Here is a 16,355-nt window from a genome sequence, read left to right as displayed (position 1 = left end):
ACTTTTTTCTTACTTAGTTATCCTTTTGAGTGCCTGCCCTGTATAACTTTCTTTTACTTCTGCAATTTCTTCTGGCACACCTTCTGCGCAAACACGTCCTCCATTTACACCGCCCTCTGGTCCAATATCTACAATCCAGTCAGCAGACTTTATTATATCAAGATTATGTTCAATAATAATTAAAGTATGACCTAAATCAGCTAGTCGATCAAATATATTTAATAAATACTGAATGTCATTAAAATGAAGACCTGTTGTCGGTTCATCTAATATATAAATCATATTCCCTTTTGTTTTTTCACTTAATTCTTTTGCAAGCTTAACTCTTTGTGCTTCTCCACCACTTAATGTTGTAGCACTCTGTCCTAATTTTATATACTCCAGTCCAACATCCTTGAAGGTCTGTAATATTTTAACTATATCCTTTTGTTCGGAAAACAATTCTAATGCTTCCTCAACATCCATATCCAATACTTCTGCAATATTTTTCCCCTTATATCTGGCATTTAAAATTTTGCTTTGATACCTTGTCCCACCACATTCAGTACAAGGAACCCATATTTCTGCAAGAAAATGCATTTCAACTTTAGTCTGCCCTACTCCTTTACATTCTTTGCACTGTCCTTTTTCAGAATTAAAGCTAAAATATTCATAAGTCAGCTTATTGGCAATGGCATATTCCGTTTTGGCAAAAACTTTTCTAATCTTATCGAATAATCCTGTGTATGTGGCTGGATTTGACTTTGGACTTCTTCCAATTGGTGCCTGGGATACATTAACGATTTTGTCAAAGTGCTCCCAACCTTCTATTGCCTCAAAGGAACCAATCTTCTCACTTCCACCATTTAACAGCTTATCTAGTAGCGGCTCTAGTATCCCACCTACCAAGCTACTCTTTCCACTTCCACTGACACCCGTTACACAAGAAATTTTTCCTATTGGGAAATGAACGGTAACATTCTTTAAATTATTATGTTTAGCTCCTTTCAATACCAACCATTTATCCCCATACATTTTTCTGCACTTTTTCTCAATGAATACGTTCTTCTTATTACTCAAATATTGCCCTGTAATGGAATTGGGATCTAGCGCAACATCCTCTGGAGTCCCCTGTGAAATTATTTGGCCGCCTAATATACCTGCTCTAGGCCCAACGTCCACAAGCCAGTCTGCTTTTTCAATAATCTCCTGATCATGTTCTACAACCAGCACTGAATTTCCTTGATCCCTAAGCTTATATAATGTTTTGATCAAACTGTCAATGTCTTTAGGATGTAACCCCACCGAAGGCTCATCTAAAATATACAGTACGCCCATCATCCCACTGCTTAATTGACTTGCCAATCTTACCCTCTGTCCTTCTCCTCCTGATAAGGTTGGTGCTGTCCTGCTCAGCGTTAAATAATGCAATCCTATATTGTTTAGAAAACAGAGTCTATTATATACTTCTAGAATAATTTCTTCTCCCAGCTCAAATAGTCGTTCCTCTAGCTTTTCATACAATCCCTTTATCCATTCCTTTACTTCACTAACAGGCATATCATTAATTTCTGTAATAGCCTTGTTATCTACCTTCACATGTCTTGCCTCTTCACATAATTTAGTACCATGACATGCATCACAAAGTTTGGTATCCATATACTGTCCATATTTCTTTTTTGTCACTTCAGAATCTGTCTCATAATAAAGTCTTGTTAATTCTGGCACTAATCCTTTTACAGGTTTATAACTAGCCCGATTACCCAATGTAGATTTATAACATAACTTTTCTTCTCCAGATCCATATAAAATTACATTACGAAAATTCTCGGGTAACTCTTTCCATGGCGTTTCAATATTTACCTGGTAATGATTATACAAAACGTCCAAAGGTCCCGTCGGCCAAGTAGTTTTGTTATCTTGTCTCAGATTTCCATACCACTTAATTGCCCCATCTAGTATTGAAACATTTGGATTTTCGATTAAAAGCTTTTCATCAATCGACTGCTGAATTCCTAATCCCCCACATGCAGGGCACATTCCTAGTGGTGTATTGGAGCTGAAATGCTGTGAGCTCAATTCAGGAAATCCTGTATGGCAGCAAGGACATACTAACTGTGTTGTAAACAAATAGTCATTTTCACCTTCATCCTCTATTCTTAGAGTAGACCTTCCATACTCTAAAATTCTACGGATTGACTCTGTTATCTGATCAATTAAATGATTTTTTACGTCTTGATTTATATCTTCTGGTATTATAAAAGAATCACCTTTAATTTCTACTGTGCTTTCAGTTTCTATTCCCACATTCATTTGACTTTCTAGATGCTCAATGGAACCGTTTATCTTTATATCACAGTAACCGGCTTGAAAGGCTCTATTGACCATTGTAGAACAATCTAATGAAGAGGCAATTATTAATGGTGCATATATTGTAAATCGAACACCTTTCTCTATCTTATCAAATAAACTTAATGCAATTTCTCTAGGTGTCATTTTAACAATAGGTTGCCCACAAGAAAGACAGTACGGTGTGCCAACTCGTGAATACAGTAATCTTAGATAATCTGATATTTCTGTAATGGTACCAACTGTTGATCTTGGGTTGTTGCTAATCTGCTTTTGTTCAATTGCAATTGCAGGACTTAATCCATAGATTGAATCAACCTTAGGCTTTTCAAATTTCTCCATATGTCTCCTCACAAACGGAGAAAAGCCCACTAAAAAGCGCCGCTGCGCTTCTGCAAAGATAGTATCAAAAATTAAAGTAGATTTTCCACTTCCACTAACGCCTGTAAATACAACAAGCTTATTTTTAGGAATTCTCAAATTAATATTTTTCAAATTATGATGTTTAGCACCTTCCACAACTACATAATTTTCATCATATGTATCAAAATTCACTTGCTTTAATGAGATGTCTCTACGAATCTTTTGATTCTCATTCATAAGAACAGTCCCTTTTAGCCTTTCCTTCTCTTCGGCTGGCCCAACTTCATAATTATCTTTTATTCTTCCTGTTACCGATGTATAGATATCTGTTTCTGTTTCAAATAATTCCTGCATTCGTTGAATAGAATCATCTCTAGACAGCAAGGCATCTGCAATATTATCGAGCTGTTCAAAATCCTCCTTTTTCATATCCTTAGCATTTTTGAACTTCCACCAATTATCTGTATGTAATGCCTCATATCTATTGGCTGTCACAAAATTTCTTAATAAGTTACCTCTGATAAATCCTAAACCAGTCTTATCGTCATACCCAAAAATAGAATCCTTCTGTCTCCCCGCTCTACAGTCCTTCCAGACTTGTTCAGAAGTGAGAAACCTATTATCTGGCACTCTATATCCTTCGTTTTTTATATGTAAGCAATCCTTTGCCACTGCATCTAAGGAAGCATCTATTTTAATCCATTGGCCAGCCTTTTTACTCCAATATTCACAAATCCAATGAGATTCCCATTGTTCACTTGTATCATGAAAAAAGCCACACACTGCTCTTGCTGGTATTTTGAAATGGCGTATCATAGAGACCAGAAGTACTGCAAAACTACGATTCGTCACTAACAGTTTATCCTTATTCTCTCTTGGGTTCAATATTGAATCTGCATTCTTTTCCACTACAGCTTCCAGAATTTTCGATACATATCTAAGATTCGATTCACCAATACGTTCTTTGCTTATTTTTATATCATATTGATCACAATACTTAAAATTAATAAACAGACCTTGAATAATCTCACATAGCCTATTAATGTTTGTTGGCAGTTCCTTATAATACAGTTCATATCTCCCTGGATTTGTAATAATGCTTTGTGTCCTATAAAGATCTCTACATTCATCATTATTTCCATCTATTTTCACTTATTATCACCTCAAGTCATTATCATATTTTAGTTTTAATTGAAAAAATAGGCATGAGACCACTGGTTTTTATATAATTGAGTTGTCCAAAAACAATTACAAACCGTAGGTACTCATGCCGTGAATACACGTATTACATATAACAGTCAAAATAATATTCAGGTTTCTTCTTTCGCAAAAATGTTATCCTTCTTATGAAATTGCTTTCTTAAATTTAACATTTTTCATACTTCTAATACACCACAAAAACGAAATTAAACCTGTTAAAAGATTAGACGCTGCAATTACCACAAATATGCTAGATACTTCTTGATGAAATACATAAATCATCAGATAGGATACTGGTATCGTAATGACACCCATTCTAATGATATCAAGGATTAAACCTGGCAATGCTCTACCTGTAGCTTGAAAAGCTGATGTTGATACAATCGCTACAATCACGCCTAAATATGTAAAGGAAACAATTCTTACCTGATACAGACATCCATCTAATACATCTTTATTTCCTGTAAAAATTGAGAAAAGATACTTTGCAACTAAATTATAAACGACTGCAAATATAATTCCATATATAATTCCCAAAACAACATTTGTACGATAACTCTCATTAATTCGTTCTTTGTTTTTGGAACCAAAATTTTGTCCAACTAACGTCATGGTAGCACCACCGAATCCGTAACCAACTAAAAGAATCATTTCATCCATTCTTCCAACTAATGACCATGAATTCATGGCTACTTCACTAATCGATCCCACCAAATTATTAAGAAACATTAACATTACACTTAGTCCAATCATACTTAATGCATGAGGAATACCTATTCGTAATATTTCCCAGGTAATTTTGCTATCAGGTGATACGTTTCTGCTAATCTTAATTGTTGAATTTTGAGGAATAAATACAAAAAACACAAGGCATGCAGATAAAATAACGGATAGAGCGGTTCCTAATGCTGCACCGCCAACTCCCAATTTGAATACAAAAATGAAAATCGGATCAAATATAGCATTTATTAATGTTGATAATATCATAGTTATACCATAATATTTATTTAACCCCTGACCTTGCAATATTCCTAGAAGGCATTCATAAATCAAGGTAGCTCCTAATCCTGGAATCAGGAAACGCATATACTTTAATCCATTATTAATTGTTTCTTCGCTAATACTAGTTCCTGCCAAAAAATGAAGAATTGGATTGGCAAATATGTACAATAATACAATTGATATAATTCCTAAAATTACTGTAAAAAATAAACCTGAGTTTGCTATCTTAGTATATATTTTCTCATTCTTTTCACCAACACTTCTTGCAACAAGTGAACTGACACCAGTACACACTCCAGTTCCTAATGCAATAAACAGCATGTAAATAGGAGCAACTAATCCAACACCAGTAATCAATGTTGTTGAGTTTTTATCCAATAATGAGACATACCAGGTATCTCCTATTGAATACAGTAATAATAGTAATTGTCCTATAATGATTGGCATAGCCAGTTTTATAGAAGTTGGAACAATAGGACCACGTTCAATTTCTTCTTCCATACTTAGCTTTGGTTCTCTTAAATCTTCTGTTTTCATCATCAACCTTCCTTATCCTTCTAAAGCATACTTTTACAATCTGCTTCCTCTAAAAATTAAGTACTTTTGCATTTAATACCACATTGTTTTGTAGTGAAAAATAATTGAATGCAATCAATCATTTTTCACATTACAAATCAAAACAATACTTGTTTCATTATACCTTACAACAAATCGTTGTGCAAGATGTTTTTACAATACTTTTCTATAATTGTACTGTCAATTGCAGGGCATTTTATTGAACTGTTCTTCAATCCTTTTTCAACATTGTTTGAATCATAAATTACAATTACTCTTGGATTTTGATGCTTTATTGACTCCAGTAATTCTTTTGGCATTTTTTCTTCAGCACTGTCGCGATATACAATTTCCTCCATTTTCTTTATCCATTTTGAGAATGGTATTGATACTATCGGATAACCAGCTTCTGTTAAATACTCTTTTAAATCCGTTAAAGTCAAATCATATGGAGATGTAACATTAAAGTTTTGATTAATTGAAGCACCTTGTCTGGACAGATAAACAATTGCTTCACTAACATAATCTACAGGAGCCCAGTTAAATGCTGCATTTTGTTTTGGTATCACTCCAGATTTTGCAATACTAATAAGAGTATTGCTTGCAAAATCTGTTGTATTCCACACCCCGGTTTTGCTATTTCCAGATATAACATTTGGTCGATACATACATACCGGTATTCCCTGCTGTCTAGCCTCATTAATCACTTTTTCAGCGTGCCATTTAGATTGTGTATATCCTAGCGTATTTTTCAGTTTGTCATTTTCAAACAGCGGTGTGTTTTCACCAATAATGACTCTTTTCTTGAAAAACCCAGTAGTTGTTTCCAAATTATCATATACAGAGGTTGTGGAAATATAATGAACCAGCTTCATCTTCTTAGTAGTTGCTAATTTTAGTATTTGAACTGTTCCATCCACATTTACGTTCTTTAAAACCTCATACGGATAGGCAAAATTCACATATGCACCGCAGTGAAAAATAATGTCCATCTCTTCTGCCAGCTGGTTAAACTGCTGCTTAGTCAGACCCAGATTATGAGCACCAAGATCTCCGTTAACCAGTTCAATTCTATGTACAAACTGACTATAGTCTATTTTATTTCTTTCCAGAACTCTCAGTAGTTTGTTTTTAGAATCTTCTTTTTCACTGCCTCTAATTAGACAATAAACTTTTGCATTATTATATGTTTTCATAATGTCAGCCAGCAAATGGCTTCCTAGAAATCCTGTACTTCCTGTCAACAGAATTTTCTCTGGATTGTACCAGGAGGAATTTAACGTGGTTTCTTCTTCTAAAACATTATCCTGTATTTTTTCTAAAACAATATCCTGTATTTTTTCCTCTTCGTTCCCTGATGGTTCAATTATTTGTTCCATGGCACTGATAGTCGGATTCTTTAAAAATTCAACTAATGGCACATGATACCCAAGACTTGAACTAATTTCATCAATTAATCGAATGGCTAAGAAGGAATGTCCACCTATATCAAAAAAATTATGATTCACTCCAATTTTATTAATGTTAAGTACTTTCATCCAAACCTGTGATAACTCTTTTTGAATTTTTGTCTCTGGCAGCTGATACTCACCACTAATTTCTGGTATAACTACTTCCACGTCAGGCAGCTGTTTTCTGTCAATTTTTCCGTTAGAGTTTAGAGGAAACTCTTCTATTTCTGCAAATACAGAAGGAACCATATACTCAGGTAATTTTTGTTTAAAGTAATCTTGTAGATTTTCTAATATTACTTTTTTCCCTTCTTTACTTGTATAATAGCCTACTAAAAAGCTTTCACCGTATTTATCTTTTTTCGTAACGATACAGCCCTCTTTAACATCTTCATATTGAACAAGAACGTTTTCCACCTCACCTAATTCAATTCTTAGTCCACGTATCTTTATCTGATTATCAATTCGGCCCATAAATTCAATAACGCCATTGGACAGATATCTTACCAAATCGCCTGTACAATACATTTTTCCAGTATCATTTGAAAATGGATCAGCAATAAATTTTTCTTGATTTAGTTCCGGTCTGTTTAAATATCCTTCTGCTACTCCTATTCCACCTATGCATAATTCTCCTGGAACTCCCAATGGTGCAAGTTTATGTTTTTTTGTTATGATATAGGTTTTGGTATTTACTAATGGTCTTCCTATCGGCACGAAACCACTGGTTCCTTCTTCAATATCGCTACAATCCATATAGGTGCTGTCAATTGACGCCTCTGTTACACCATATGCACTTATAAATCGTGTTTTGCTGCTAAAATACTTTTGAAATTCTTTTAATTCACTCATATTCCAGCTGTCAGAACTGATGACCAAACCTTTCATACAATCAATCATTAAATTTTCTTTTTGCAGATACTGGGTTAAATATCTCATGACAGCAGGAACAAATTCTGCAAATTCTACTTTCTCATCTACTATTAATTTGTATAGCTGTTTTACATCAATTAAGTATTCTCTTGGGCATAATACTAATGTGCCCCCTGAGCAGAGTGAACGAATAAAATCGCCGACAAACACATCAAAAGTAAAATTAGCCATTTGCAAATGCTTTCTACATTCATGCTCCAGCAGGTAAGCTTCAAAATATCCATAAAATGTATTCACCGCACCTTTGTGTGGAACCTTTACACCTTTTGGCAAGCCTGTCGAACCAGACGTATAAATGATATATGCTATTCCCTCATCACTGACAGGCAGAGCTTTGTTGCTGCTACTTAAGACATCTATATTTTGCCGCTCCTTTGCTATATCAATTACAACAACACCTTTGTTGCTTTCAAATAAATTTGTCCCCTGTTCCGATGACACAATGAGCAGTTCAACTTCAGCGTCTTTTTCGATAAAATGATATCTTTCCTGTGGATACGCAGGATCAATTGGAATATATGTCATACCAGCCTTATAAACTGCCAAAACAGCTGTTACCAGTTCAATTGATTTCCGTAAACAAATTCCTACTATACCACTTCCACCTTTTGATTGTTTTAAAAGATAATCAGCCAGCTGATTGGCTTTTCTGTTTAATGTATCATAGGTAATATCCATACGCCTTCCCTGTAAATCCTGTCCAACAACAGCAATTGACTCAGGGTGCATTTGTGACTGCTCTTCTACTAATTGATGGATGCATTTCCTTGTATAACGAACCATTTTGGTATGACTAAATTTATTTACTAACAAATCTCTCTCTTCAGCATCAATAATATTATAATCTGAAATCAATTCATCTGGTTTTTTTAGTATTTCCTTTAATAAATTAATGAAATGTTTATTAAAACGGAGAATACTTTCCTCATTGAAAAGAAGCTTATTATATGCAATTCTTCCACTCATATATCCCTGTTCTATAATTTCCATTTCTAAGTCAAATTGCCCCTCCTGCTGAGGTATATTGAATGGTTCAACGCTTTTATCGATCTCTGGTCCTTTTCCCATATTGCTAATTAGCTGAAATGTAACTTGAAAAAACGGGCTATAGCCATCCTGCTTTTTCTTATCCACCTTTTCAACAATTAATGGAAATGGATAGTTTTGGTTCCTGATTGCAGAAAAAATATTTCTATTTACTTCTTCTGCTAACTGGCTAAATGTCATATCATCACTTAACTGACTGCGGATTACAAGCGGATTAATAAAATAGCCTGCAACGCCTTCAAATTTTCGTAATCCTCTGGCATTTGCCGTTGTCGCAACTGAAATATCTGATTGGTCGCTATAAATATAAAGCAATACTTGAAACGCCGCCATTATAATAGAATTCAATGTCTTTTTCTCTCTTTTTGCTAATTCTTTATATTGTACGGTTAATTCTTCTCCTATTGTAAAATAAACGGTTCCTCCAACATTCTGACCATCAGACACTCTTCTGTCTGTTGGAAGTTCTAATTTAGAATTACTAGTTTCCAAAAGTTCTTTCCAATACTGTAAGGCTTGTTCACCTTCTGGACTTTCTACATATTCCTTTTGCCAATTAATAAAATCGATATATCTATAGTCTGTTTCAATATCCAGTTTAGCAGATTGTCCATTTAACATATTTTCGTAGAAGCTCCACAAATCACTAACCAGCAGCCCAGTTGATGTATAGTCAGTAATGATATGATGTATATTGAACATTAGTATTAAATCATCTGATGCCACTTTAAACAAAGTAATTCGAAATGCAGGACTTGTTTCCAAATCAAATGGCTTGTGATATTCTTCTTTATTAATTTCAATAAGCTTTTCATCACTAAAGCCAGACGCATTCACAACATTAATTTTAGCTTTATAGTCATGATGAATAATTTGAAAGCAGGTACCATTTTTAACGCCAAAGGTTGCTCTTAATAATACATGTTTTTGAATCAACAGCTGTACAGCTTTTTCAAATATCTCCATATTTATTTTTTTATGAATCCGGACATTGTACGCTGTATTATATGAACTACTTTGTGGATTTGTCTTATATTCAAAATACAGGGATTGTTGTCCATACGATAATGGAAAACTTTCATCCTCTGTCTTCAAATTCTTTACCACTACTGTTTCATATATTCTTTTATTTTGTATTTCGTTCTGGTCAATCAGGTGTTCTATTTCCTTGCTGCTGTTATAGTCTACTGCACCGCACATTAAACTGTGAATATAAACATTTTCTGTTTTAATACCAAAATCTTTGTGAATTTTTTCAAAATCCATACCACCAATCGGAACTAATCCTATTCCAAATTCAGCTTGATGATCCATTAATACCTGACCGCACATACCTGCCTCTAGTTCTGCATAATGAAGACTTGCTGTTCCAGCAATTTCATTTATACTTGCTACATTTCCAACAAAGAAAACAAAGAACTTAGCCTGTTTGGAAATCGCTAAATTGAATGGCGTATGGCACATATGAATTGGAATAGATGTTTTCTGATTCATTTTTTCTAATTCATTGCTTTCACTGACATAGCGGTATATTCCTTCTTCAACTGACTGCACTCCATTTTCTGTAACATAAATGTAAATTGAAATTCCAGTAACTCCACATGGGGGTACATACAATTTTCTATTACTTCCATTAATATATTTACTTTGTAATAGAGAAATAAACCTTTCAAAACTATGATATGGAACCTGGGATTCTTTAAACTTTCTTTGAGAGGATCTTAAAGTAAAATAATTATCCGCATAAGGAACATCTTCCAAATCCACACTGCAATTCTGTTGAAATTCTTTTCTAATATGGGGCTGCTTTTTAGTCAGCTCCACAAGTTCTCTCTTTGATAAAACATTAAACTTTTTCTCTCTTTGAATTTTTAGTACTAGCTCTTCATCCTCATAAACTGGTAATGTTTTATAGTTCTGCTGGATATCAATGTGCTGATTCATAATATAATCAGCAAATGTTTTTTCAGAAAATACATTTTCAGTTTCTGTTGTTACGTGATAACCACCTGCGATAGCATGCACAAATAAATGACCCTCATCTAGATCGAAGCACTCTTGTATTCTGCTGAAATCAAGCCCAATTAACTGATATAATCCTAACTTATACTCTGCCTGTCTACTTAGTAATAACTGTGCCATGTATCCTGCATCAACTTTGCATAATATCTGACTATAATCTAAATATACAGGTTTAAGAGCATTTAATTGAGCAATAAAAAATATTACAAAAGCGGAATCTTGGCACACTTTCTGGTTAAAATCAATATTGCACGCTTCCAAATCAAGAACATTTTGAGTTACTAGCTGCATTTCATGTTTCAATGGATTATAATAATAAATCCCTTGTTCAATCTTCTCAATTTTATCTTTCTTTACATAAATATAGGTTTGAACGCCATTTCTTCCACCTGAGGAAGGATATAAATATTTTGTTTCACCACTTACTTTTTTCATTTTTAATAATTGCAGAAAGCTTGAAAAGTTTTTAAAACTGATTTCCTTACTTTCAAATTCATTTTTACATGCTGCATTCACAAATGCCTTTTCTACAAATTTCTGTATTCCTAAGCGATATATACTTCTCTCTTTTTGGGTGTTCTCTATACCAGTGTTCTCTATACCAGTGTTCTCTAAACCAGTATTTTCTGATACCTGCTGATTTTGTATAGGTTCTGCACAAAAGCCCAATTGATATTGAATATGTTTCGCAAGTGACCGGATTGTAGCTCCAGTAAGTATCACCTCAATTGGTATTACATAATGATATAACTCCTCTACTTTTGTAATAACATCCATAATAGTTAATGACGTAGCACCTAAATCAAAAATATCATCCTCCGCATTTATCGAACTATTGATCTCCAATGAAGTTTTCAATATTGAAATTAATGTGTTTTCCAATTCTTCTGAATCTTCTGAATCTTCTGTTCTTACAGCTGGCGTATCCAACTGCTGGCATCCTAATTGTGCATTTACATATCCAGCGATTTCTTTTATAACAGGAGTGGTTAATAATACTTCAATTGGTATTTCAATCTTATATTTATCTATAACCATCTGTGTCAAAGTCATTATAGTAAGGGATGTGGCACCTAGATCAAAAATATCATCTTCCTCATGAATATCCTTCGTAGTTTCTAAAGCATCTTTCATAATAGAAATAATTACAGGGGTTACATCTGCATTTGTAGTACTAATTTTTTCTGCAAAAGCATATACTTTATCCTCCACTGGCCAAGGTAATGCTGCTCTGTCTAATTTTCCATTTTGTGTCATTGGATAATTTTCTACCTGAACAATGGTATTTGGAACCATATAATCTGGCAGGATGTTCCGAACAAAATGTCTGATTTCTTTCTCCTCTACTGCTTCTTTATTATTTGCTGTTATTATATAAGCTACAATTTTAGGATTTGAGGTATCTTTGTCCTTTACCACAACAACTGCTTCCTTTATGACATTATACTGCAATAAAGCCGACTCAATATCACCCAATTCAATTCGGAAACCTCGTATCTTAACTTGCAAATCACAACGCCCCAAATATTCCAAATCTCCAGTTGGCAGCATTCTGGCTAAGTCACCAGTCTTATATAATCTCTTGGCTTTATCAAACGGACTTCTTATAAATCGTTCCTTTGTCAGTTCCTCTCTATTTAAATATCCTCTTGCAAGCCCAGAACCACTGATATATAATTCTCCGCACTGACCATCTAATACTTTATTCAGGTTTTGATCTAATATAAAGACCTCCAAATCTGGAATTGGAATACCTATTACGCTGTCTGCCTTTGAAGCATCACTTTTATTTAAAGCTCTATATGTAACATGTACAGTTGTTTCTGTAATACCATACATATTGATTAACTTCGGCATACTATCCAAATGATACTCATACCATCGGGAAAGCTTTTGAGGATTTAATGCTTCTCCGCCAAAAACCACATATCGGAGACTTAATTCTTTTCTATACTTCTCATCTGCATTAATAAATTGGTAAAATGCCGTTGGAGTTTGATTTAATACGGTAACTTGTTCTTGTAAAACAAGATGATAAAACTTATCAGCCATTCTGCTTACCTCATATGGCACAACAACAAGTTTTCCACCATACAATAAAGCGCCCCATATTTCCCATACTGAAAAATCAAATGCATAGGAATGAAACATTGTCCAGACATCATTTTCATTAAAATGAAACCAGTGATCCGTTTGTTCAAAAAGTCGAATAACGTTATGATGAGGTATTAACACACCTTTTGGTTTGCCCGTAGAACCAGACGTATATATTACATATGCAATATTATCTGCATCTGCCCTGTTCACCAGATTCTCTTTGGATTCTTGTTCAATTTTGCATTTATCTAGTTCTTTGGATATAATAATCGTATTGGATATACTTCCTAGCCGTTCCTTCAGCTTTTCTTCCGTAATTACAATCAATGCATTTGCATCTTCTACAATAAGTCTTATTCTTTCTTCCGGATAATGAGAGTCAATTGGAACGTACGCCGCTCCGCTTTTTAATATGCCAAGTATTGCTATTATCATTTCAAGGGAACGCTCCATGCATACTGCAATAAGTACCTCTGGTCCACTTCCCTGCCTCTGAAGATATGCTGCTAGTTGATTAGCCCTTGCATTTACTTCAGAATACGTAAGGCTTTCTTCCTTATATGTAACTGCTGTTTTATCTGGAAACTTACTTACATATTGTTCAAATCGTTCATGAATGCACATTCTCTCCCCATTATCCCACTCCGCTTTTTCTAAATCAACTAAAGCATTATGTAAATACTCCTTAAAATCTTCAAAAATATTCTTCACTAATTCATCGCTGAAAACAGATGTATCATAATCCCATGTGTAAGAAAATTCATTACCTGATTCGTATCCCATATAATCTAGATATACGCCTGGTGTTATAGAAAAGCCATAGCCCATATTTACTTTATCTGATATAACATCATCTTTTTGTTCCAAATAATTTGTATATACCACTGGGAGTAAAAAATCTTTTTGCATCAGCCGCCTTCTAAGATAAGGTAATCCACTTACCTTTGCATATTGAAGTTCCTGATGAATCATTTCCTGATTTCTTTGAACTTGTTCCAGAAAGCTTTCAGAAGATAACGTATTCAGCCAGCATAGTGAGGTAAATTCACCAATCAATTCATCGATTCCTTCAAATATTTGTGGTCTGTCCCAATTAACATATACAATAGTAAAAGGCGTTCCATCTGTCCACTTTTCCAACACTTTTTGATATACAGTCACAAAAAAGGCATTGGGATCAAGCCCATTCTTCTTCATTATGTTTTTATATGTTTTCCAATTCCTGATTTCCCCCTTCACTCGTCCAATTCCAACAGAATTGCTTTGTACACTGTTATATGGCAGTTTTGGTCCTTGTGGCAGATTTGCAAACTTACTTTTCCAATATTCCGTTATATGCCGCTTGTCCTCACCATTCTTTTCACGTTCTAGATAATTAACATACTCTGCAAAACTGCCTCTTGGAGATTTAATCATACACTCATTCTGATATGCTTTAAACAACTGCTGGTATAATAAATCAATACTTTTTCCATCAGCAATCATAGCATCTAAGGTAATATGAATTCTTCCTCTCTGATCTGGCAAAAGTGAAACTGCAAATTCATATAAAGTACCTGTCTTTGTTGGCAAAATAACATATACTTGCTCTTTTCTTATTTTTTCAAGCTCATCGTTCAAATTATTAGTATCTCTAATCTGCGACAAATCAAATATTTGGAAAGAATAAGGTTCTGTTTTTTCTTTGATGACCTGATTGCCCTTATCATCCAATACAACCCGCAGCATTTCATGGGCATTAACAAGTGTATTCCACACTTGATTTAACCTTTGTAAATTAATATTTTCAATTTCAAATTCCTGATAAATCCTGCAACCTAATTCGTTGTTTTTCTTTCCATAAACGTAAGATTGCTGTATCTCTGTAAGCATTACTGTTTTTTCACCTGCATCATTACCAATGGCAAAATTTTTAATAATACTTTCATATTCCAAAAACATTTTATCTAATATCTCTGCTTGAAAAAATTCCTCTATTGTATCCCATGTTATGTTTATTTCTCCATTGTATTCATATAGCTGATGATCTAAACATACTTGTGGCGTTTGTGAAATAGAATACACTGATTTTTCAAGCCAGCTGTCTTGTGCTTCTTTTCCTGCCTGATTCAACATGCTGGTAAATACAATTGGTATAGACAGATTTGGTGCCTCCTTGTCTCTCACCCTCATTTCTCTCAATGCTCTAATTCCACTAACACTATTATGATCCAAATCATCCCACAGCTCTTTTTGACAGAATTTCACTTTTTCACTGATAGATTGTTCTTCTGTAAAATTTACATTAAATATATTGGTAGACACAAATGGTCCAACTACTTTTTCAATTTCCTCATGGATAGGTGGTCTGTTAAAATAAGTTGTTAAGATAGAAAAATTTTTCTTCTTGCTCCATCTTTGCAAAAGTTCTCCAAAGCAGGTTAATATAATTGCAGTTACAGATACATTAAATTCAATTGCTTTTTTCTTGATGGAATCTACATATTCCTTATGGATTTTCATTTGAAATCTTTTTCTCGTATAATACGTTTCTCCCGGTTTTAACGATGGATTTTCCACCCATGGAAGCTCTGGACCGCTTGGCAGCTTTTTATACTTATTCATAAGATATTCTAAATCCCGCTTATACTTTGCACTATTCTCATTTGCCTTTTGGATTTCTATATACTTTTTGAAAGTAAAATGTAAATCTGGTAATTTCATTTCTGGATTTTTGTAAAGCTTGTACCATTGATTTAAAAGCAAAGATAAGCTAAACCCATCCATAATCCATTCATCTATACTTAAATGAATGAGCGATAGATTCTGTTCCAGATTTGTGATACAAATCTGAAACAATGGCCATTCGTTTACTTCATAGCACTTATGAGACATTTTCTGTCTCATAAGTGCTATATGCTGTTGTATTTCTTCCTCGCTTTTTCCATTTAGATTATAAACCTTAAATTGTATTGGTTCATATTCTTGCAGTACACGCTGAGTTTTATTTGCAAGCATAACTGCATGAAGCATATCATGATGCTGAACAATCCGATTCCAGGCATCATTCAATATACCTACATTCAAATTATTTTCTTGAAATTCGAAATAAATATGACAGCCTACATTATCTTGTTTTCTACCATAAAACTTTCCAACAAGAAATGATTCCTGCATGTCTGACATGGGAAATGGCTCATATGGATTGGAAGCATTTTCTTGTTGAACACCCAGCTCTTCTAATACGTTTCTTAACTCGCTAATATTCTTATTCTTTGCAAGTTCTTGTATTAATAATAATTTTTTAACTTTATCCTCTTTTGTAAGATTTTGAAATATATTTTTATCCATGCCGTACCTCGTTCCTATTTTTTGATT

General features: G+C 34.0%; 3 protein-coding genes. All 3 read right to left on the bottom strand.

The genetic code is table 11. From position 1 onward, the window contains the following. Window positions 1–9: 9 nt before the first annotated feature. Entirely contained in the window at window positions 10–3,843 is a 3,834-nt protein-coding gene (uvrA, locus tag BM305_RS15030; protein WP_207649499.1) for an excinuclease ABC subunit UvrA, read from the bottom strand. Window positions 3,844–4,035: 192 nt separating this feature from the next. Next, the gene (locus BM305_RS15025; RefSeq protein WP_177214752.1) at window positions 4,036–5,430 is read right to left on the bottom strand and encodes an MATE family efflux transporter; all 1,395 of its coding nucleotides are present in this window, start codon (window positions 5,428–5,430) and stop codon (window positions 4,036–4,038) included. A 164-nt stretch (window positions 5,431–5,594) separates the two neighbouring features. Continuing rightward, window positions 5,595–16,328: a non-ribosomal peptide synthetase gene (locus BM305_RS15020; protein WP_092562551.1), complete on the bottom strand. Its 10,734-nt coding sequence runs from the start codon at window positions 16,326–16,328 to the stop codon at window positions 5,595–5,597. Between the last annotated feature and the right edge of the window lie 27 nt (window positions 16,329–16,355).

The sequence above is a fragment of the Anaeromicropila populeti genome (assembly GCF_900112775.1).
GTDB classification, from domain to species: Bacteria; Bacillota; Clostridia; order Lachnospirales; family Lachnospiraceae; genus Anaeromicropila_A; species Anaeromicropila_A populeti.
Note: the sequence above shows the minus strand (reverse complement) of the source record. Positions and strands in the feature narration are given on the sequence as shown.